Below are 20,599 nucleotides of genomic sequence, written 5' to 3' on the forward strand. Positions count from 1 at the left end.
CCTTCTATATTATATATCCAACTGAACTTCTACTCCAAAATGGTCTGAAATAACATTTCGATTTACACCATTGAAAATAACTTTTGAAGAAAGAACTGTTGTTGGTTTGTTGCTTAAAATAAGATCAATTCGTAAGTTCTGCTTATTTTCATCCCAACCAGCAATTTTCCCTTGTACAGTTGTTCCTTCATCTTTTTTCAAAGCTAACTCATATGTGTCATAAAACCCTTTTTGCATAAGGTAATCATATCCTTCACCTTGCAAACGAGCATTATTATTAAAATCACCCATTAAGAATGAAAGTTCATTTCCATTCACATTCTTGATTAAACAATCTACTTGGTCCTGAAACGGCTCTTCTTCATCATTCCACCAGCCGAGGTGACAAGAATACAATGTTATATTCTTCCCTTTATAAGAGATTGTTACACTAACAATTTTCCTTGCTTTCCAATAAGAGATATCCTTACTTTCTGATATAAAGAAAGAACTTTGCTTCACAATCGGATGTTTCGTGATGATAGCTAAACCTTCTTCATATATGTCATAACCAATATGCGAGAAATCCCAAACGATATTGTAATTTCTTAAGCCTAACTTCTCAAGCTCTGCAAGTAATACAAGGCCGTAGTTATCCTTTTTCTTATTACCGCATACATTTTGAGCTTTTATAGACTGGCTGACCTCTTGCAAGGCAATAACATCGTAATCTTCTTCTTGAATCGTTTTAGCGAGATGTCTTATTTTCTCTATTTGATTCTCTTCTTGCCAAGAATGACAGTTTAAAGTAAGTAATTTCATTTATTATGCACCTAACATATCTTGAATGTCTGATTTCAACACATCAGCTTTCGGACCGTATACTGCTTGAACACCTTTGTCTTTTACAATAAGTCCCAAAGCTCCGTTTTGCTTCCACTGTGCCTCTGGTGCAACTACATCTAGATTTTTTACTGTTACACGCAGACGTGTCATACAAGCATCTACATCAGCGATATTATCTTTCCCACCTAACAAATCAATAACCTTTGTTGCTAATGAGCCTTCTTTTACATTCGTTGTGCTTTCTTCTGATTCATCCTCGTTATCAATATAGTTACCTGCACGACCCGGTGTTGGTAAATTGAATTTCTTGATTAAGAAATTGAATAATGTAAAGTTTAAACCGAAGAATACTGCTGAGACAACTACAAAGTTAATTAAGTCTCTTGTTAATCCTGCGTTAACCATCATTGGTGTACGTGTAATCAATTCAATAAATCCAAACGCATGAACACGTAAGTTAATAAGATCTGCTAATGCAAATGCAAGTCCTGTTGTAATTGCATATACAATATATAATACCGGTGCAATAAACATGAACATAAATTCAATAGGTTCCGTTACACCTGTTAAAAATACTGCTAATGCAGCTGATAAAAACATTGGTTTATATTTTGCACGTTTATCTTTATCAACATTACGGAACATTGCAAACGCAATACCGATTAATGATGCAGTTGAACCAATCACTTGCCCAACTTTGAAGCGAGCTGGAACAACATTATTTAATAAATCGTTATACGCTTTTGTGTCACCATTTGCTAATAAATTATTCAAATCAGTAATCCATGCAAGCCATAACGGATCTTGTCCTGCTACAACCTGACCAACTTTTGCTCCAGTTAACATCGTATACGTTCCGCCAAGCTCTGTATAGTTCATCGGAATCGTTAACATATGATGTAATCCAAATGGTAATAACAAACGCTCTAATGTACCATATACGAACGGTGCAACAACTGGTGCACTGTCTTTTGATGCCGCAATCCAACGACCAAATTCGTTTAATCCACTTTGGATGAATGGCCATAAAAGTGATAAAACAATAGCAGTAATTGTAGACCAAACAATTACAACGAATGGTACAAATCGTTTTCCATTAAAGAATGCTAACGCTTGTGGTAATTTATTATAGTTATAATATTTATTGTATAAGGTAGCCCCTAAGAACCCTGTAATAATCCCTACGAATACTCCCATATTTAATGCTGGTGCACCAAGTACAGAAGTGAAATAATCTTTTACAATTAAATCCCCTGCTAATAATGAAGAAACTTTCGCTTTTGAATCCGCTAACATTTCAGCGTTCACACCGAATATAGCTCCTGTAATTCGGTTTGTTAAGACGAATGCTAATAGCGCTGCAAATGCACCACCTGCCCGATCTTTCGCCCAGGATCCCCCAATTGCTACTGCGAATAAAATATGCAAGTTTGTAATAATTGCCCAACCGATGTCTTCCATTACTCTAGCAATTGTATGTACTGCATTTACATCCCCAGCAGACATGCCAATTAGCTTACCGATGGAAATCATTAGACCAGCAGCTGGCATAACAGCTACAACAACTAGCAATGCTTTCCCGAACTTTTGCCAAAAATCAAAAGACGTAATTTTCATCTGTTTCTTCCTCCCTCTTATTTATAAAATCCCTAATGATATAGATAATAATTTCTTTTTTTATGAAAACGATACCTCTTTTTTAACGCAAACGTTTTCATAAACCTATTTTAATAAAAGCGTTTTCACATTGCAATATAAATTTATTATTTTTCATAAAAAAAGATGCTACGAGAGCATCTTTTTTTATCAAGAAATACGATAAACCCTTGTTTCATAAGGTTTTAAAGTAATTGTAGTACATTTGTTATGTTCTGTTACTTCATAGTTATTTAAGAGCAAACGTTTGCGTTCCAGTGCGAATGAATCCTCATTATACACCGCGTTCTCTTTAGATATATTACTAATTACAATAACTTTCTCATCATTTAACGTACGCGTATACGCATAAATTTGCGAATCGTCCTCTAAGATTAAATCATATGTTCCATAATTAAATACATCATGCTCTTTTTTAAGTGCAATCATCTTTTTATAGAAATTAAAAATAGAATTAGCCTCTACTTGCTGTTTTTGAACATTAATTTCTTTATAATTTGGATTCATTCCAAACCACGGTGTACCAGTTGTAAAACCAGCGTTTTCTTCATTATTCCATTGCATTGGTGTACGTGAATTATCACGACAAGACGCCCAAATGATTTCCATCATCTCTTGATGAGGTACACCTTCAGCAATTTTCTCGCGGTATAAATTCTTAATTGCTACATCATCATAATCTTCAATATTCGGGAACTGAACGTTTGTCATACCAATTTCTTGACCTTGATAAATGAATGGTGTTCCATGCATAAAGAAGTACATTGCTCCTAAAGCCGTTGCACTTTCACGCCAATACTGTTTATCATTTCCCCATGTGGAGACTATACGCGGCTTATCATGGTTCTCAATATAAAGTGCATTCCACCCTTTATTCTCTAATCCTTTTTGCCACTTTGTTAACACCTTTTTCAGTTCCACAACATCAAGTTCTTTTTTCTTTTCTGCATCCCATAAACTTAAATGCTCAAACTGAAATACCATATTGAATTTACCATTCTCTTCTCCAACCCAAAGGTCTGCATCTTCAATTTTGACACCATTGGCTTCCCCAACAGTCATAATATCGTATTTTGAAAATGTATTTTCCTTAAGTTCTTCTAAAAGTGGCTGAATTCCATTTACATTCATATGTTTATCAAAAGAAGGAACATACTTTAAGCCTTTTGGATTTGGCATGTCTTTTAGACCTTCTTCTTTTTTGATATGACTGATTGCATCTACACGGAAACCATCAATTCCTTTATCTAACCACCAGTTTACAGTATCATATAAGGTTTCACGGACTTCTGCATTCTCCCAGTTTAAATCTGGTTGTTTACGTGAGAATATGTGTAAGAAATATTGGCCTGTTACTTCATCATATTCCCAAGCAGAACCACTAAAAATACTTTCCCAGTTATTCGGCTCTTCTCCATCCTTACCATCACGCCAAATATACCAATCACGTTTTGGATTATCTTTAGAAGAACGTGATTCAACAAACCACGGATGTTCATCACTCGTATGGTTAATCACTAAATCAATAATAAGCTTCATATCACGCTTATGCACTTCATCTAGTAATTCATCAAAATCAGCCATTGTACCAAACTCATCCATAATGTCTTGATAATCGCTAATATCATAACCATTGTCATCATTCGGTGATTTATACATTGGACAAATCCAAATTACATCTATTCCTAAATCCTTTAAATAATCAAGCTTTGCAATAATGCCTTGTAAATCTCCAATACCGTCACCGTTAGAATCCATAAAGCTACGTGGATAAATTTGATAAGCAACAGCTTCTTTCCACCATGTTTTATTCATAATAGTTCTCTCCTTTTGCATCCCTTCGGAAATTTATGCAAACGTTTTCGTAACACTATCATAACAAAATATGAGGAGTTTGCAACGAGAATTTTTATCTCATTATTAAATATCTACTTTTTATTAAGAAACAATACTCTCTTCTGATTGACCTTACACATTTTTTATACTGCTCCAAATTTTTAACTCTCCTTTCTCATGAATATAAGCACAAATAAAAAATCATCCAATTTATGTCCGATTTCCCGTAACATTTTGGATGATTAAAGTTTTCTTATCTCTTTCATTTTTAATTATTTCTCCCAAAAATCCCCTTGTTATACTAAGCTAATTATATATCTTATGATTTTCATTCAATAACTGCAATTCGATATTTGGTACTTTATTTTCTAATACAGTCTCCCCATTGCCAACTGGAATTTGAAATTCAACTTTCTTTGTTTCATGGCGCTGTAAATAAACAGGTGTTGGCACTTGATAACTTTTCACTTTCTTGTTTTCATCTTGATATAGAACTAGCTGTAACGATTGTGAATGATTACGATAATTTTTTAAAGTGACGACGCAATTTTGCTTAAAATGCTCTCCCTTTTTTTCCATCTTACATTGACTATCTTCTTTTTTATATTCAATTGCCTCTAGTCCTTTTTTTCCTGTATAGTGCCATGTTTTATCAAGGGTTTGAAGTACTTTATTCAAAGTAAATGGCATCATTATAATCAAACTACTTATGCACACTACTTTTATTTTATTAAGCTTCTTTAACCAATTCGAATCATTCTTTTCTAACCATTTTATAAGAAATAGAAAAGAAATTACTTGTAGTACTAAAGAACAAATCCAGATATTCGAAATCTTATACCCCATATAAATATATGTATCTACTGGAATTCCATATGTATGAAATAGTTTTTCCCCGATTAATTCATTGTCGTTTGGTATTTTTATTAATAGTAATACTCCAATACTATAAAAAATAGCTACTAATCGATCATATTCAATCCGAATCATTCTTTCTCCCTTCCCCTTGTTTTTTATTATCGATTTTAGCTAAAATTATCGGAATATACAATCTTTTTATAGGGAATAACATAAAAAAGTTCCTTATAAATATATAAAGAACTTTATTAATATATAATACGAATAAGAGAATTAATATGTAATTTTACTATTTTAATAACACTTCTCTTATCTACTATTTATTATGCAGTTTTCACATCGAAATTTCCTCAAAATAAGTTGGATCATGTATTGTAATTTTTTTACCTAAAACCGTAACAATACTATCATTCTTTAACTGTTTTAATACACTACTCACAGTCTCTCGAGAAGTTCCAGATATTTTGGAAATTTCAATTGTCGTGAGCGGGCATGAAATTACAATCTCTTGACCATTCTGCTCACCTAAATCGTTCATTAAATAATTTAATGTCTGAATGACGCGATCTTGTGCATTGGGAATTGTAATATTTTGCACACGATTTTCGTTAATTGTTAATATAGAAGATAACTGCTGAACAACATACATGAGCTGTGTTCTGCTTGACTTCATCATATCTTCAAAAATCACTGTAGGAATATAATATACTTCTACATCTGTCATTGCTTCAGCTGTATAATTATATCTCTCATCAGTAAACATACCACCGTAAGGAAAAATAGAAAGTCGTTTTACATAGTCTTCATATAATAAATTCCCGCTTTGATTCACTCGCTCTAACTTTACAAAACCATCTAGCATGAAATAAATTCTTTCTCTTGAATCACCTTCTAAAAATAAAAATTGACCTTTCTTATAAGTTCGCCAATAAACAAACTCTGTTAGGCCTTTCAATTTTTTTTCTGTTACATGCGAAAATAATTCAAACTGCTTTAGATCTTTAACTACATTCCGTCTATTCATAGAACTCCCTCTCTCTTGCTATATGTTGGAGTGAAACGTCAGGAAAGCGCATTCAAGTTTATTTTATCATAGTTAACCTATATATCTTGATCTTATCATGAATACTTTATGAACATTAGTTATCAAAAAATTACTCATAAGTAAAAAAGAATGAAGTTATTAACTCCATTCTTTTTTACTTACTAGTAATGAAAGAGCTATATTTATACACACACACATGCATCCTGATTAGAAATAATAGTACCTGCCTTTTCTTCTAATGCTTCATATACCTTTTCTAAAGAAGTAATAATTGTTTTTCGTTTTGGATCTGTATTAGCAAAGTTTATAGCAGCTTCAATTTTTGGGAGCATACTACCTGCTGCAAATTGATGATCCTGTATATATCCTTCTAATTCATCAACTGTAACAGCCTCTAATCTCTTTTGATCAGGTTGATTAAAATTCACATAAACATAATCAACTGCAGTTAAAATGACTAGCGTATCAGCATCTACTAATTCTGCTAACTTTTGAGCTGCAAAGTCTTTATCAATAACAGCCTCAGTACCTGTTAAACCTTCCTCAGAGTCAATAACTGGGATTCCGCCACCTCCAACAGCAATGACTATATTTCTATCTTCTACTAATGAATTGATTATTTTATGCTCATGAATACTCACAGGCTTTGGCGATGGAACAACTCGTCTCCAGCCCCTTCCTGCATCCTCTTTAAATACCGCTTTTGTTTCTTCCATTAACTTTCTCGCTTCTTCTTCTGTATAGAAAGGCCCAATTGGCTTTGTAGGATTTTGAAAAGCTTCATCCTTTTCATCCACGACAACACGTGTTATAACCGTTGCTACCTCTTTCTTTATTTTACGCTTTTTCAAAGCCTTCTCAATTGCATTTTCCATCCAATATCCAATCATTCCTTGGCTCATAGCACCACAAGTATCTAACGGCATTGCCGGTGTTTTTTCTGTATCGGCAGCTTTTTGTTGCAATAAAATGTTACCTACTTGCGGACCATTGCCATGTGCAATAACAACATCCACATCGTTTTCCATAATTTTAACGAGTTGCTCTGCCGTTCTTTCTAACGCTTCTTGCTGCGCCTCAGCAGTAGCCTTTCCAGATTGTATAGCATTTCCCCCTAGTGCAACTACGATTTTTCTTCGTGTCATATTTCAACCCTCCAATTGATTTCATTTTCACAAAAGTTTATAAAGTAATACTTCCTGTAATCAATCCGTAAATCGCAAAAAATGCTAAGGCACCAATAGCTACAGAAGATGCCAGTTCCACACGAGTAAATATTTGTTTTGGATTCGTTTGCTTTTGAACATTGTAAAAGATGAAAATACCTGGCGCATATAATGTCATTGTTAGTAATAAATAATCTAAACCCGCTGCATACACTAACCAAACTCCATAAATACTTGCCACCAAACCAATGATTATATTTTTTGTTCGATCTTTTTCTTCAGATTGTAAACTATACTTAAATTGATAGAATGCTGACAAAGCATAAGGAATTAAAATAGCCGAGGAAGCAAGAGAAAATGCAAAGTTATATGCTTGATCTGAAACAACAAATGTTAATAAGAAAAGTTGAATTAAGCCATTTGTTATCCATAATGAATTTACAGGAGCTTTGTTTTTATTTTCTTTCGCAAACCACTTTGGAAACACTCCGTCTTTAGCAGCTAAATACGGAATTTCAGATGCAAGTAAAGTCCATCCTAGCCAAGCACCTAATACAGAAATAACTAAACCTAAGTTAATAAAGATAGCGCCCCATTTTCCGACAACACTTTCAAATAAATACGCCATAGCTGGGTTTTTTAGATTCGCAACATCTGCTTGTTGCATAAGTCCAAGAGATAATAATGTAAGTAAAATATAAATGATAAGTGTGCCAATTAATCCGATAACAGTTGCTTTCCCAACATCACTTCGGCTTTTAGCACGACTGGATAAGACAACAGCCCCTTCTACACCGATAAATACCCAAAGAGTTACAAGCATTGTACTCTTAACTTGGCTTCCTACCGCTCCCCAAGAAAAAGAACCTGCTTGGCCCCAAAATCCATCCAAGAAAATATCAAAGTGAAAAGCGAAAATACCCACCACAATAAATACAAATACAGGCACTAATTTTGCAATTGTTGTGACTAAATTTACTAGTGCTGCTGATTGTACGCCGCGTAAAATTAGCATGTGAACACACCATAGCAATACGCTCGCTCCGATAATCGATGCTACATTTTGTCCACCTTCAAAAACCGGAAAAAAGTATCCAAGTGAAGAAAATAGCAATGTACCGTAAGCTACATTACCAAGCCAAGCAGACAGCCAATACCCCCACGCACTATTGAATCCCATAAAATTACCAAATCCTACTTTTGCATAACTAAAGATACCGCCATCTAAATCTGGTCTTTTTACCGTTAAATTTTGAAATGATAATCCAAGAGCAATCATCCCGATTCCCGTTATCACCCAACCGATAATAATAGCCCCGGAGCCAGCACCTTTTGCCATATCGCTTGCTAAGTTAAATGCCCCACCACCTATCATGGAACCAACAACAAGAGCTGTTAAAGTAAATAATCCTAATTTCTTTTCTTCACCCATTACACTCACCTCTCTTTAATTGCAATAAGAATAAACTCAATAGTGAATGATAGTGTCTAAAGGAGTAAAGAAGGAAGGAAGATCTCCTTCCTTCTTTACTCCATATTTCCTAGAGTAGCAGCCATAACCGCTTTAATTGTATGCATTCTATTTTCTGCTTGATCAAATACTTTTGAATGCTTACTGCGGAATACTTCGTCACTTACCTCCATTTCTTTTAATCCATATTTTTCATATATATCTTCCCCATACGCTGTTTCTACATCATGGAATGCAGGTAAACAATGTAAGAACATCACATTATCATTTCCAGTCTTTCTAATCATCTCCATATTTACTTGATAAGGTGCCAATAGTTCAATACGTTCAGCAAATTTGTCTTCTTCTCCCATTGATACCCATACATCTGTATAAATTACGTCTGCACCGGCAACGGCTTCATCTACATTACTTGTTACCATAACTTGATCATTATATTTTTTAGCTGTATCGATTATTTCTTGTGCTGGGAATAATGATTCTGGCGTACAAATACATACGTTCATCCCTACAATCGCTCCGCCAACTAACAAGCTATTTGCTACGTTGTTCCGTCCGTCTCCAACGTATACAAGCTTAACATCTTTTAAACGTCCGACATGCTCTTTAATTGTTAACAAATCTGCAAGTGTTTGGGTTGGATGCCACATATCTGTTAAACCGTTCCATACAGGTACACCGGAGTTTTCAGCTAAAGATTCCACTGTTGCATGAGCGAAACCACGGAACTCAATTCCGTCAAACATACGTCCTAAAACTTTTGCTGTATCTTCAACTGATTCTTTCTTCCCAAGCTGAATATCATTTTTACCTAGGTATTCAGGATTTGCCCCTAAATCCGTACATGCCACCGTAAATGCACACCGTGTACGAGTGGAAGTTTTTTCAAATAAAAGGGCTACATTTTTACCTTCTAAATAACGATGCGGAATACCATTTTTCTTTTTCTCTTTTAATTCTGCTGCTAAATCTAGAAAATATAACATTTCTTCCTCTGTAAAATCTTTTTCCGCAAGAAAACTTCTTCCTTTTAAGTTTGGTTTAGTCATCAACATGATTCATCCCTACTTTCTTCGTTATTTATACTAAATGTCTTTTCGAACAATCGGCATACTCATGCAACGTGGACCCCCACGACCGCGTGATAATTCCGAACTTAATACTTCAATAACTTCTATACCATGTTCACGTAATAAAGCATTTGATACATAGTTGCGATCATATGTAACAACTACTCCCGGCGCAATCGCCAATGTATTAGATCCATCGTTCCATTGTTCACGAGCAGAAGCAATCACATCTCCTCCTCCGCAAGGGATAAGTACTAATTCACTTAAACCTAACACTTCTTTTAACGCTTCAGTTAAAGATGTACGATGTGTAATTTTAAGAGTTTCTTCATCCTGTCCTTTTTCTAAAATATAAATGTTCATATTTCCTTTTGGTCCTTGGATAGCTGGGTGAATTGTAAATTTATCATAATCGACCATTGTAAATACTGTATCTAAATGCATAAATGCACGGCATTTTGGGATTTCTATTGCTAGCACTTTCTTAATTTTATTTTGACGGCTAAATAAATTCTTAGCTAAACGCTCAATCGCTTTAGCTGAAGTACGAGCAGATACTCCAATTGCAATTGTTTCCTCATTTAAGATGAGCTCGTCGCCGCCTTCAATTGGGAACTTATGATCACGATCTAACCAAACTGGCACATCATGACTTGCAAATCGTGGATGATGTTTAATGATATATTCCATAAACAATGATTCACGTCTCCGTGCTGGTTCTCTCATTTTGTTAATTGTTAAACCGTCACCTATACTAGCTGCTGGGTCACGAGTAAAATATAAATTTGGCATTGGATCTAAATAAAATGGATAATGATCTTCCATTAATTCATACAGGTGCGTTTTTTTACTAGTTTCAATTTCGTTTTTACGTACGCCCCCCATAATTTTCTGAATCAATTCTTCATTTGAAAAGGAAAGTAAATATTCTTTTAAAGTTTGATGTGCAACATTTACGTCAGCCTGTCCTTCTTTTAAAATACGATCAACAAATTCTTCACGAAGTTTTTTATCAACTAACGCCTCAGCTGCTAGTTTTTCTAAATAAAGAACTTCAACACCCCGATTGCGTAATGTTTGTGCAAAATAATCATGTTCTTTTTGAATAATTGGTAAATATGGGATATCGTCAAATAATAATTGTTGCAAATAATCTGGCGTTAAGTTTTCCACTTCTTTACCTGGACGTTTTAATAAAACCGTTTGTAATTCCCCAATTTCTGAAGTAACATGTATCGGATGTTTCATTTGTTGTACCTCCTTTTAAATTTGTTTGATGTCTACAAGTACATAATAAACGGTACGTGCTTCCCCCTTTGTGAAAACGCTAACACTATCAAGTTAAATATTTCACAAGTTATTTTTTAAAATAATATATATTTGTATTTTTATAAGGTTTTTCGCTCCCTATTTTGTAAAACAGCTATATATTACGCATATATAGTGAATATCGATTTCCCTAATTTATATTAAAATCCTAAAAAAAGTCCTGTTTCTAGTAACAATTAGAAACAGGACTTTCACCTACATAATTAATTTCAACCTTTCTTCTAAAACTTTCCTATCCGATTCTGATTGAGAAATTACAAGGCATGTATCATTTCCGCATATACATCCTACTTTTTCTTTCCAATCTAAAGCATCTAATAAGACACCGATAACGTGAGCATTACCAGGTAACGTTTTAATAACCGTTAATTGATCTACATAATCAATCTTTACGACAACTTCTCTTAACTTTTTCTTTAACTTTGTATCAGTTTGTAAATTATCCTCTGAGAGAACCTTATATATAGTTAAACAGTTTGAAGAGGTTGCCTTTATTAAATTTAATTCACGAATATCTCGCGAAATAGTGGCCTGTGTAACTAACACACCATGCTCTTCTAATAATTCTACTAATCTCTCTTGTGTATCTATTTCATACTCTCTTACCAATTGTTTTATTAGCCGTTGTCTTTTTTCCTTTTTCATAAAAGACACCCTTTCGAATATTATAACTTCATTATATCTTGCTATAATTTCCATTCGAAAGAGACAGGGATAAATGTTGCGGAAACGTTCATAGTTTTTAATCTTTATCCAAAGTATTATTTTCTAGAATATAAAGATACAAAACCCAGTATGTACACCTTTTCGTTGTGCTTCCTCTACAATAGCAAATATATCTGCATACGAATGACCAGCACCAATGATTGTATTGCCTTCATAATATTTATTTTCTATCTATAGTGTAAACACTCCTAAACAAGCTTTCTCATACAATAGTAAAAACCAATCTTATATGGAAAGGAACAATATAATGACAAAAACAAAATTAACAGGGCGCATTGTAACTCCAGAAGATCCTGAGTATGATGTAGCCCGCATAAACTTAAATTTAAGTATTCCAAAACTCCCCTGCATAATTGTCTTCTGTCAAAATACTCAAGATGTATGCAATGCCTTGAAGTGGGCCCGTGAACGTCATATACCATTTCGTATACGAAGTGGTCGCCATAGCTATGAAAATTTTTCTCTTTTGAATCGTGGACTTATTATTGATGTAAGTGAAATGAATCGAATTATAATCCAGCAAGACAGCTTGACAGCAACCATTGGAGCTGGAGCGAATCTTGGTGCTGTTTATAAAGAGCTGTGGAAATATGGCGTTACATTACCAGCCGGCACCAGTGCTAGCGTTGGAATTGTTGGATTAACACTTGGCGGTGGCATTGGTATGTTATCACGTTTATTTGGATTAACTTGTGATCAACTACTAGAAATAGAAATGGTGCAAGCAGTCGGTAAATCTGGAGCGAAATCTATTCGTGCCAGCGAAAGAGAAAACGCTGATTTATTTTGGGCATGCCGCGGTGGTGGCGGTGGGAACTTCGGAATTGTTACATCTTTAACATTTCGTGTTCATCCTATTCAAAACGTCTCTATTTTTTCACTCACCTGGGAATGGAAAGACTTTATTACCGCATTTCAAGCTTGGCAAAACTGGGCACCTTATATAGACGAGCGTCTTACTTCATCTATTGAATTATTTTCTAAACAGAGAAATAAAATTAAAGTGCAAGGGGAATATGTTGGTCATCCTTCTAAACTCCTCGATTTATTGGCACCTTTATTACAAGCTGGAACCCCTTCTCTGTTCATAGAAGAAGTCCCTTATATACAAGCAGTTGAATTCTTTAATAGTGGTAACATCCCAGAAAAATTCAAACGTTCTGGTTCTTATGTATATAAGACGATTCCACTTAAAGGTATTCAAGTTCTAAAACATTTTCTTAGTCATGCCCCAAACCCTTCAGCCAGCGTTTGGCATCAATCACTGATAGGAACTGTAGAAGACATTGCTCCTAGTGAAACAGCTTATTTCCATCGAAAGGCAATTATTGCTCAAGAATACCTTACTTCTTGGAAATGCGACAATGAGGAACAACAAAATATACGTTGGATTAAAAATTTACGAAATGCTATGGCACCTTATACATTAGGTGATTATGTCAATTGGCCTGATATTGATATTATAGATTGGCAAAACTCTTACTATGGCACCAACTTTACAAGATTACGTAAAGTAAAAACAGTATATGACCCTTGTAATGTTTTTCGATTCCCACAAAGTATCCCTCCCTTCCACAAATAAAACACACATTTTTATTTTCTTCTAAACCTCTTTTTATCACCTTACTAGGAGAATTCTCTTCCTAATTCCACGTCCCTCAGACAATGTTTTTCGCAAAAAATAAAGGGTTTTGGCACTTTATGACTAATAAAAAAAATAAGAGACAACATTTGTAAAATACAAATTTGACTGGGGGGTTGGTATGATTCAAGTTCAAAATCTAGTAAAATCATTTGGCTCATTAGACGTTTTAAAAGGAATTGATTTAGAAGTAAAAGAAAAAGAAGTTGTTGTTTTAATCGGCGCAAGCGGTTCAGGAAAAAGTACTTTACTTCGTTGCCTCAACTTTTTAGAAATGTACGATGAAGGATCGATTCATTTACAAGGTGAACGAATCGATCCCAAAAGTACAAATTTAAACAAAGTCCGCGAAAATGTTGGAATGGTATTTCAACATTTTAACCTCTTTCCACATATGACCTCATTAGAAAACATCATAGAAGCACCCATTCATGTGAAAAAAATGGACAAAACAAAAGCAAAAGAGATTGGTAATGACCTTTTAAAAAAGGTTGGATTACAAGACAAAGCAAACGTAACACCTCACCTTCTATCTGGTGGACAAAAGCAACGTATTGCAATCGCACGCGCACTTGCAATGAATCCAAAAATCATGTTATTTGATGAGCCTACATCAGCTCTTGATCCTGAACTTGTTGGAGAAGTACTCCAAGTTATGAAAGAGCTGGCTGGTGAAGGAATGACAATGGTAATCGTCACCCATGAAATGAACTTTGCACGAGATGTAGCAGATCGCGTCATTTTCATGGATGATGGACAAATTGTAGAGGATGCACTACCAGAACAATTTTTTTCAGCACCGTCAAACGAGAGAGCAAAACAGTTTTTACGAAACATTTTATAGAGATGGACTTCGCTCCCAACGAATACTTAAAGCATTAAAACTCATACGGGTAGCCTAAATTACCCCACCCTTAGAAACTTTCTATATAAAATACGAATACGGCGATACAACCCGTATGTGCAGGATAAATATATAGGAGGGGTTTTGATGAAAAAGAAAATACTTACTGTTTTTGCAACAATTACACTATGTGTCTCTTTCATACTTGGAGCCTGTAGTAAGGAAACTTCAACAAATGAAGGGAACGAATTTCGTTATGCAATGAGCGGTTTATATAAACCTTTTAATTTCAAAGAAAATGACGGAAAACTAGTTGGCTTTGATGTCGAAATTGGTGAGGCACTCGCAAAGAAGATGGGAATGAAGCCTGTTCCAGTGACAAATCCTTGGGAAACATTAATTCAAGGTCTAAAAGCAAAAAAATATGACGTCATATTAGGAAGTATGGCAATTACAGAAGACCGCCTAAAAGCCGTTAATTTTACGAATCCATACTATCGCTCTGGTGCACAAATTTTCGTAGCTAAAAAGAACAATTCCATTTCTTCAGTAGAAGACTTAAAAGGAAAAAAAATCGGTGTTGTAAAAGCTAGTACATTTAAAACACTTGTGGAAAAACATACAGATCAAATCACTGAATACGACAGTGACATTACAGCTCTTATGGATTTAGAACCAGGCCGAGTAGATGCTGTTATTACGGATCAAATGGTTGGTCTTCGTATGATAAAAGAGGGAAAATCAAATATAAAAGAAGCTGGCAAACCATTAAATCTTGAGGAAATGGGAATTGCAATTCGTAAAGACGATAAAGAAATGGTGAAGAAAGTAAACAAAGCGTTGGAGGAAATTATTAAAGATGGCACATATGAAAAAATCAGTAAAAAATGGTTTGGAAAAAATATTCTTGGAGAAGAGGAAAAAACAAAATAAAAGGATGTACCCTTCTAAAAAACAAATCATTTTTCATTCATAAGCGATGCCCCACCTCAGCCGTGGGGCATTCACATCTATTTCTTAAAATAAATTCTATATTGAGGTGACTCTAATGTTTGAAATTTTCATATCTACGTATCCAACACTTTTAAAGGCTGTTGGTATAACATTACAATTAACGTTAACTTCCTTACTACTCGGTTCATTAATCGGACTACTATTTGCCTTCTTTCGTATCTCTAATAATAAAATATTAAATAGTATTGCACATGTTTATATTGCTATTATCCGTGGTACACCTTTAATCGTACAAATTGCTATTCTTTACTTCGGGATTACATCTATCATTGTCTTCACCCCTTTTTGGGCGGGGGCAATCGCTTTAGCTATTCATAATGGAGCATATATTACAGAAATTTTTCGTGGATCTATTCAATCCGTCGATCGTGGACAATTAGAAGCTGCCCGTTCCCTTGGAATGTCTTATCCACTTGCTATGCGGCGCATTATCTTACCACAAGCATTCCGGCTCTCTATTCCGCCCCTAGGAAACCAATTTATTATTGGGTTAAAGGATTCTTCACTTGTTGCCTATGTAGGTATGTCAGAATTATGGGGCTCTGGTCTCTCTATAGCAGCTGGTAATTTTCAACAATTAGAAACATATATTGTTGTTGGTATCTATTATCTTGCACTCGTACTTTTATTTACCTATCTCGTAAACCTCTTAGAGAAAAGGCTTCAACGTAAACAAAGTAATTCTTTGCACGTAAATAAAAAGAAAGAAAAAGCACTCTCTTTATAGGAAAAACCGCAAAAAATCTTTCATCTATTAGATTGAAAAAAATGCATGAAAAGTTACTATTTCATACAAAAAAACATGTCAAAATACAAAATAAAAAGCAAACTACTTTTTAGGTAGTTTGCTTTTTTATAGTTAAAGGGTTCTAAATAATCTACTCCACAATCATGGATTCACTTTTTTAATAGTTTCCTGCTCGTCTATATGCTCCTCACGATATGAAATATTATCAGGATCTAACCCATTCCCTAAAGAACCATAGAAATGTTCTTTATGAGGGTCAACTAATTCACTGCCTTGATAATATACACGAGGTGTGTTCCAAAGCGCTGCTAATGCTTTCGTCATCGGCATTTCATGATAACGCTCCGGCCACATTTCTTTAATTTTTTCTTTTACTAATGGGTAATACTTTGAACTCATAGCAGGGAACAAATGATGTTCCGTATGATATGAGAAATTAAAATGCAAAACATCAACCCAGCGCGGCACTGTTACAGATAAACAGTTAGCTAATGGATCATTTACAGGAACAATTGGATTTAAGCGGTGATTTGTTGCAATATATGCCATTACAATAAAGTTTGCAATTAATAATGGAATCACGTATGCAAATAACCACTTCGCAGGCCCCATAATAAATAATAAGCTAATCCAAACCGTCCACGGCAAGACAAGTTGAAGCCATACAGACTTCTGATTCGATGACTTAAACTCTTTTATAAAATGAAAGAACATACGAGTTGAATGTATTGTAAATTGAATTGTTAGTGACAGAAAACTGAAGAAAGAACGTACATGAAGTGGCATACGATACACCCATCTTAAAAATTTACTCTTCTTCATCTTTTCAAGTGTTGGCCACGCATCCGGGTCATGTTCCTCATGTTGTGTATGCACATGGTGCGTCGCATTATGCCACTTTCTCCATAGTTTCGGCCCTGTAGACAATGGCATAAATGCAATTGCCCCTAAAAAATCACGAAGCCATGCTTTTCTTACAACCGTTCCGTGCAAAATTTCATGTCCTAAAAATCCAAGTGAGGCAAAACATAATCCGAGAACAATTGCAATCCCAAGATTTGCCCACACATTCAAGTCAAATAAACCAATCGTTATTAACCCAGCTACCGCCACAAGTAAATAAGCCAGTCCACCAAATAAACGAGTTGGAACTGGTTTAAATGCTTTTTTTGGCAAATGCGGCGATACACGCGCTGCATACCATCCAAACGTATGAAGCTCCTTCATCCTTTTGCCCCTTTCTTATGCCGCGCTTACGCAACTTGCATAAATCAATTCTTGTTTCCAGATTGATAACACTAGGTAATTACAAAAAGCATTTATAATAAGCAAATCATACTCACTCATTTTCGCTTTTATTATCAATGAAAAACATTTCTCTTTTTACTCTTTATCAACCTTTCCACATGATGAATCATATCAATAGACTTTCTGTATTGTCAATAACTTTTATGACCTAGTAATAAAATGTGGTTGTATTTTCATAATAATATTTTATTTCACCAAAGGAAAAACATAGATTTCATAAGCTTTTATCCATTATATATATAAATACTTTCACATATACGAAAATCAGCTTCATACAAGAGTAGCTTATATGTGAGCATAAATAATCCTTTATAAAATTGGCTATCATTTAAAATATCTTTATGACAAAACACACATTTTAAATTATATTAAAATAACATTTTTGTTTTACAAATATTTAAAACTTATTCTTAACTGTACAGTATCCCTTCTTCTGAAGTAAAAGTAATCTACATGAATTTGATAAAAGTTGGAAAAATTAAGTAGTACATTATTTTAAAACAGGAGGATCATACGATGGCAAACCATTCATTTCCCAAATTTCCAGAACCATATTGGCGTGACTCTACTTCACTCCCTATTTTCCCCAAGTTATCCGAAAATATAAAAACAGAAGTCGCGATTATCGGCGCTGGAATTACAGGTATCACAACTGCTTATTTACTTGCAAAAGAGGGCTTGAAAGTTGTGTTAATCGATTCTGGAAATATTTTAAATGGAACGACAGGCCATACGACCGCAAAGATTACAGCACAACACGATCTCATTTATGATGAGCTAATTCATCATTTGGGGGCTGATCAAGCTCGCCTATACTATGAGGCAAATGAAAAAGCATTACAATTTATAAAAGAAACAGTTAAAACAAATAACATTGACTGTGATTTTACTGAAGAAAATGCCTACTTATATACAAACTGCAATGACGGATTACGGAAATTAACAAAAGAATACGAAGCTTATAAAAAGCTAAATATTCCTTGTGACTATGTAGAGTCCATTCCACTTCCGATCTCAGTTCAGGCGGCACTTGTTATGAAAAACCAAGCACAATTCCATCCTCTTCATTATTTAAAAAATCTAGTAGAACAGTTTATTGAAGCAGGTGGAACAATCTATGAACAAACCACTGCAATTGATATCGAAAAAGGTTTCTATCCACAAGTCATTACAAAAGATAGTCATCGCATTACATGTGGATATGTCGTTTCCTGTTCCCATTTTCCTTTCTATGATGCGAACAGCTTTTTCTTCGCAAGAATGTATGCAGAGCGTTCCTATGTTCTAGCAATCAAAGCGAAAAAAGATTATCTCGGAGGCATGTATTTAAGCATAGACAACCCTACACGCTCCTTACGCTACACAACAATGAATGGAGAAAAACTTATTCTTGTTGGTGGTGAAAGCCATAAAACAGGACAAGGAATCAATACAATGCTTCATTATGAAGCACTGTACTCTTTCGCAGAAGAAACATTTGGAATAGATGAAATTCCTTATAGATGGTCCACACAAGACTTAATTACTCTAGATAAACTTCCTTACATTGGGCATATCAATGAAAGGAATCCAAACATATTTGTTGCAACAGGCTATCGGAAATGGGGGATGACAACGGGAACTGCTGCAGCGCAGCTATTAAAAGCCTCGATTACAAAAACAGATAGTCCCTACAAAGAACTCTTTGCTCCATCACGATTCCATGCAGATTCAGATATAAAAACATTTGTTTCTCAAAATCTTGATGTGGCAAAACATTTAATTGAAGGAAAGCTAGAGTTTGCTTTGCGTAAACCAGAAAACCTTGAAAATGGCGAGGGTGCCGTTGTAAGAGTAAACGGAAAACGTGCAGGTGCTTATAAAGATGATGAAGGAAAACTACATATTGTTGATACGACATGTACACACCTTGGCTGTGAAGTAGAATGGAACGACGGTGATTGTACGTGGGATTGTCCTTGTCACGGATCACGTTTTTCAATTGAAGGAGATGTGATTGAAGGGCCTGCGGATAAGCCATTAAAACGGGTTGATGGAGAATAAATTCCTGTAAGCTAAAATTGACTCATACAGAAAAACGCTTCTTTTTGTATGAGTCAATTTATTATGTAAGTACACTTATTTAGGCGAAACGTACATCAGTGGGGATTTACAGAGAGTTTATCTCCTACCTAATTCTCTAGCTCTCACTTTGTTTTGACGTATCATCTAAAAAAGCAGCACACCAAATTATCGGTGCTCTGTTCCTCTCTTAAATAATATATCCCTAAATAAATCATTCAACTTCTCAACTTCAATGCCCTTTCCCTTTTCAATTTCTTTTACATATTCTTGATAATAAGAAATATGCTCCTCCAAAAATTCATTTAATAATGTAATTTTCGGGCCAGCATCCAGCTCGACACCACTTTTTTTCTTTATTAGTAAATCATTAATCTCAGCTAGAAGATTTTGTTTTAACGCCAGTTCATTCATTAACTCCTCAAACTCTACAGGCGGCAATGTCCCTTTCTCTTCTAACCATTTGCAAGCTAAAATAGGACGTAATACATAGAAGTATTTTTTTAACTTCACACTCTCTTCTTGTAGAAATTCACGATAGTTTTTTGAAGCCATATGTAAGTAATGATACATTGTTGCCTTTGGATCAAAATCATCTTCGCTTATTTTTTGTAAACGTTCTGGAAGATCCGAGTTCTTAGAGTAAAAGATTGGCGAACGGATCCACTCTAATAATGCAGGATTTGATTTTGCAAATAGCTGCAAGGCTTTTCGAATATCCCAGCCACTTATATCCAATGCATCACTAATTGGATATTCAATGACATCACGCTTCTCATTAATAGATAAATACCAATCTACTTGATGAATATATACAAATCTAACATCATAGTCACTATCTTTCGACGGAAATCCCCATGCCCGGCTTCCAGATTCTACTGCAAATAAAATGTTCACATCGTTCTCTTTCTCGATTTTCTCTAATTCCAATTGAATTTTATCTCTCATATGTATCACCCTCATATTCTGATCATTTCCCTGGAAATTCGACAACTATAAT

Annotated in this window: 17 protein-coding genes; 5 read left to right on the forward strand and 12 right to left on the reverse strand. The window is 34.7% G+C overall.

What is annotated here, in order from left to right; translation table 11 throughout:
* Positions 1–9: 9 nt before the first annotated feature.
* The 10 genes from BLV40_RS17920 to argR form a co-directional block, all read right to left on the reverse strand.
* Positions 10–801 carry an endonuclease/exonuclease/phosphatase family protein gene (locus BLV40_RS17920; protein ID WP_090692489.1) on the reverse strand — a complete coding sequence of 264 codons (792 nt, stop codon included), beginning with the start codon at positions 799–801 and terminating at the stop codon, positions 10–12.
* Between the two features lie 3 nt (positions 802–804).
* A complete protein-coding gene (locus tag BLV40_RS17925; RefSeq protein WP_026592566.1) occupies positions 805–2,442 on the reverse strand; it encodes a PTS transporter subunit IIBC in 1,638 nt (545 codons plus the stop codon).
* Positions 2,443–2,631: 189 nt separating this feature from the next.
* Complete coding sequence (locus BLV40_RS17930) at positions 2,632–4,296, reverse strand: glycoside hydrolase family 13 protein (protein WP_090692491.1); 1,665 nt, start codon at positions 4,294–4,296, stop codon at positions 2,632–2,634.
* Positions 4,297–4,623: 327 nt separating this feature from the next.
* Positions 4,624–5,307 (reverse strand): ABC transporter permease, encoded by a 684-nt coding sequence (locus tag BLV40_RS17935; protein ID WP_090692496.1) that lies wholly within the window; start codon positions 5,305–5,307, stop codon positions 4,624–4,626.
* A 202-nt stretch (positions 5,308–5,509) separates the two neighbouring features.
* The gene (locus BLV40_RS17940; RefSeq protein WP_026592569.1) at positions 5,510–6,199 is read right to left on the reverse strand and encodes a Crp/Fnr family transcriptional regulator; all 690 of its coding nucleotides are present in this window, start codon (positions 6,197–6,199) and stop codon (positions 5,510–5,512) included.
* Between the two features lie 203 nt (positions 6,200–6,402).
* Positions 6,403–7,365, reverse strand: a complete 963-nt coding sequence (arcC, locus tag BLV40_RS17945) for a carbamate kinase (RefSeq protein WP_026592570.1) — start codon at positions 7,363–7,365, stop codon at positions 6,403–6,405.
* A 37-nt stretch (positions 7,366–7,402) separates the two neighbouring features.
* Positions 7,403–8,818 (reverse strand): arginine-ornithine antiporter, encoded by a 1,416-nt coding sequence (arcD, locus tag BLV40_RS17950; RefSeq protein ID WP_090692500.1) that lies wholly within the window; start codon positions 8,816–8,818, stop codon positions 7,403–7,405.
* Between the two features lie 95 nt (positions 8,819–8,913).
* Entirely contained in the window at positions 8,914–9,912 is a 999-nt protein-coding gene (gene argF / locus BLV40_RS17955; protein WP_090692504.1) for an ornithine carbamoyltransferase, read from the reverse strand.
* Between the two features lie 30 nt (positions 9,913–9,942).
* Entirely contained in the window at positions 9,943–11,175 is a 1,233-nt protein-coding gene (gene arcA, locus BLV40_RS17960) for an arginine deiminase (RefSeq protein ID WP_026592573.1), read from the reverse strand.
* A 276-nt stretch (positions 11,176–11,451) separates the two neighbouring features.
* Positions 11,452–11,901, reverse strand: a complete 450-nt coding sequence (gene argR, locus BLV40_RS17965; RefSeq protein WP_090692508.1) for an arginine repressor — start codon at positions 11,899–11,901, stop codon at positions 11,452–11,454.
* Between the two features lie 328 nt (positions 11,902–12,229).
* Here argR and BLV40_RS17970 point away from each other — a divergent pair, with 328 nt between their 5' ends.
* The 4 genes from BLV40_RS17970 (at position 12,230) to BLV40_RS17985 (ending at position 16,209) form a co-directional block, all read left to right on the forward strand.
* The gene (locus BLV40_RS17970) at positions 12,230–13,564 is read left to right on the forward strand and encodes an FAD-binding oxidoreductase (protein WP_090692511.1); all 1,335 of its coding nucleotides are present in this window, start codon (positions 12,230–12,232) and stop codon (positions 13,562–13,564) included.
* Positions 13,565–13,745: 181 nt separating this feature from the next.
* Positions 13,746–14,468: an amino acid ABC transporter ATP-binding protein gene (locus BLV40_RS17975; protein WP_026592576.1), complete on the forward strand. Its 723-nt coding sequence runs from the start codon at positions 13,746–13,748 to the stop codon at positions 14,466–14,468.
* 147 nt (positions 14,469–14,615) lie between these two features.
* Positions 14,616–15,401, forward strand: a complete 786-nt coding sequence (locus tag BLV40_RS17980) for an ABC transporter substrate-binding protein (RefSeq protein ID WP_026592577.1) — start codon at positions 14,616–14,618, stop codon at positions 15,399–15,401.
* Between the two features lie 115 nt (positions 15,402–15,516).
* Complete coding sequence (locus BLV40_RS17985; RefSeq protein ID WP_090692513.1) at positions 15,517–16,209, forward strand: amino acid ABC transporter permease; 693 nt, start codon at positions 15,517–15,519, stop codon at positions 16,207–16,209.
* A gap of 162 nt (positions 16,210–16,371) precedes the next feature.
* Here BLV40_RS17985 and BLV40_RS17990 read toward each other — a convergent pair whose 3' ends face one another.
* Complete coding sequence (locus BLV40_RS17990) at positions 16,372–17,457, reverse strand: Delta(10) desaturase DesB (RefSeq protein WP_026592579.1); 1,086 nt, start codon at positions 17,455–17,457, stop codon at positions 16,372–16,374.
* Positions 17,458–18,054: 597 nt separating this feature from the next.
* Between BLV40_RS17990 and BLV40_RS17995 the strand changes: the two genes are divergently transcribed.
* Positions 18,055–19,581 (forward strand): FAD-dependent oxidoreductase, encoded by a 1,527-nt coding sequence (locus BLV40_RS17995; protein ID WP_090692516.1) that lies wholly within the window; start codon positions 18,055–18,057, stop codon positions 19,579–19,581.
* A 186-nt stretch (positions 19,582–19,767) separates the two neighbouring features.
* On the opposite strand, the gene BLV40_RS18000 is transcribed toward BLV40_RS17995, so the two are convergent.
* Positions 19,768–20,547, reverse strand: coding sequence for a nucleotidyltransferase domain-containing protein (locus tag BLV40_RS18000; protein WP_090692519.1), 780 nt, complete (start codon positions 20,545–20,547; stop codon positions 19,768–19,770).
* Positions 20,548–20,599 lie beyond the last annotated feature (52 nt).

Source organism: Bacillus sp. 166amftsu, assembly GCF_900107445.1.
In the GTDB taxonomy this organism is placed as follows: Bacteria; Bacillota; Bacilli; order Bacillales; family Bacillaceae_G; genus Bacillus_A; species Bacillus_A arachidis.

What these genes read in the sequence shown, in the direction of transcription:
- BLV40_RS17935 (WP_090692496.1), bottom strand. Translation starts at nt 5,307, where the DNA reads ATGATTCGGATTGAATATGATCGATTAGTAGCTATTTTTTATAGTATT.
- BLV40_RS17995 (WP_090692516.1), top strand. Translation starts at nt 18,055, where the DNA reads ATGGCAAACCATTCATTTCCCAAATTTCCAGAACCATATTGGCGTGAC.
- BLV40_RS17940 (WP_026592569.1), bottom strand. Translation starts at nt 6,199, where the DNA reads ATGAATAGACGGAATGTAGTTAAAGATCTAAAGCAGTTTGAATTATTT.
- BLV40_RS17920 (WP_090692489.1), bottom strand. Translation starts at nt 801, where the DNA reads ATGAAATTACTTACTTTAAACTGTCATTCTTGGCAAGAAGAGAATCAA.
- BLV40_RS17970 (WP_090692511.1), top strand. Translation starts at nt 12,230, where the DNA reads ATGACAAAAACAAAATTAACAGGGCGCATTGTAACTCCAGAAGATCCT.
- BLV40_RS18000 (WP_090692519.1), bottom strand. Translation starts at nt 20,547, where the DNA reads ATGAGAGATAAAATTCAATTGGAATTAGAGAAAATCGAGAAAGAGAAC.
- arcA (WP_026592573.1), bottom strand. Translation starts at nt 11,175, where the DNA reads ATGAAACATCCGATACATGTTACTTCAGAAATTGGGGAATTACAAACG.
- BLV40_RS17930 (WP_090692491.1), bottom strand. Translation starts at nt 4,296, where the DNA reads ATGAATAAAACATGGTGGAAAGAAGCTGTTGCTTATCAAATTTATCCA.
- BLV40_RS17925 (WP_026592566.1), bottom strand. Translation starts at nt 2,442, where the DNA reads ATGAAAATTACGTCTTTTGATTTTTGGCAAAAGTTCGGGAAAGCATTG.
- arcD (WP_090692500.1), bottom strand. Translation starts at nt 8,818, where the DNA reads ATGGGTGAAGAAAAGAAATTAGGATTATTTACTTTAACAGCTCTTGTT.
- arcC (WP_026592570.1), bottom strand. Translation starts at nt 7,365, where the DNA reads ATGACACGAAGAAAAATCGTAGTTGCACTAGGGGGAAATGCTATACAA.
- argR (WP_090692508.1), bottom strand. Translation starts at nt 11,901, where the DNA reads ATGAAAAAGGAAAAAAGACAACGGCTAATAAAACAATTGGTAAGAGAG.
- BLV40_RS17975 (WP_026592576.1), top strand. Translation starts at nt 13,746, where the DNA reads ATGATTCAAGTTCAAAATCTAGTAAAATCATTTGGCTCATTAGACGTT.
- BLV40_RS17980 (WP_026592577.1), top strand. Translation starts at nt 14,616, where the DNA reads ATGAAAAAGAAAATACTTACTGTTTTTGCAACAATTACACTATGTGTC.
- BLV40_RS17990 (WP_026592579.1), bottom strand. Translation starts at nt 17,457, where the DNA reads ATGAAGGAGCTTCATACGTTTGGATGGTATGCAGCGCGTGTATCGCCG.
- BLV40_RS17985 (WP_090692513.1), top strand. Translation starts at nt 15,517, where the DNA reads ATGTTTGAAATTTTCATATCTACGTATCCAACACTTTTAAAGGCTGTT.
- argF (WP_090692504.1), bottom strand. Translation starts at nt 9,912, where the DNA reads ATGTTGATGACTAAACCAAACTTAAAAGGAAGAAGTTTTCTTGCGGAA.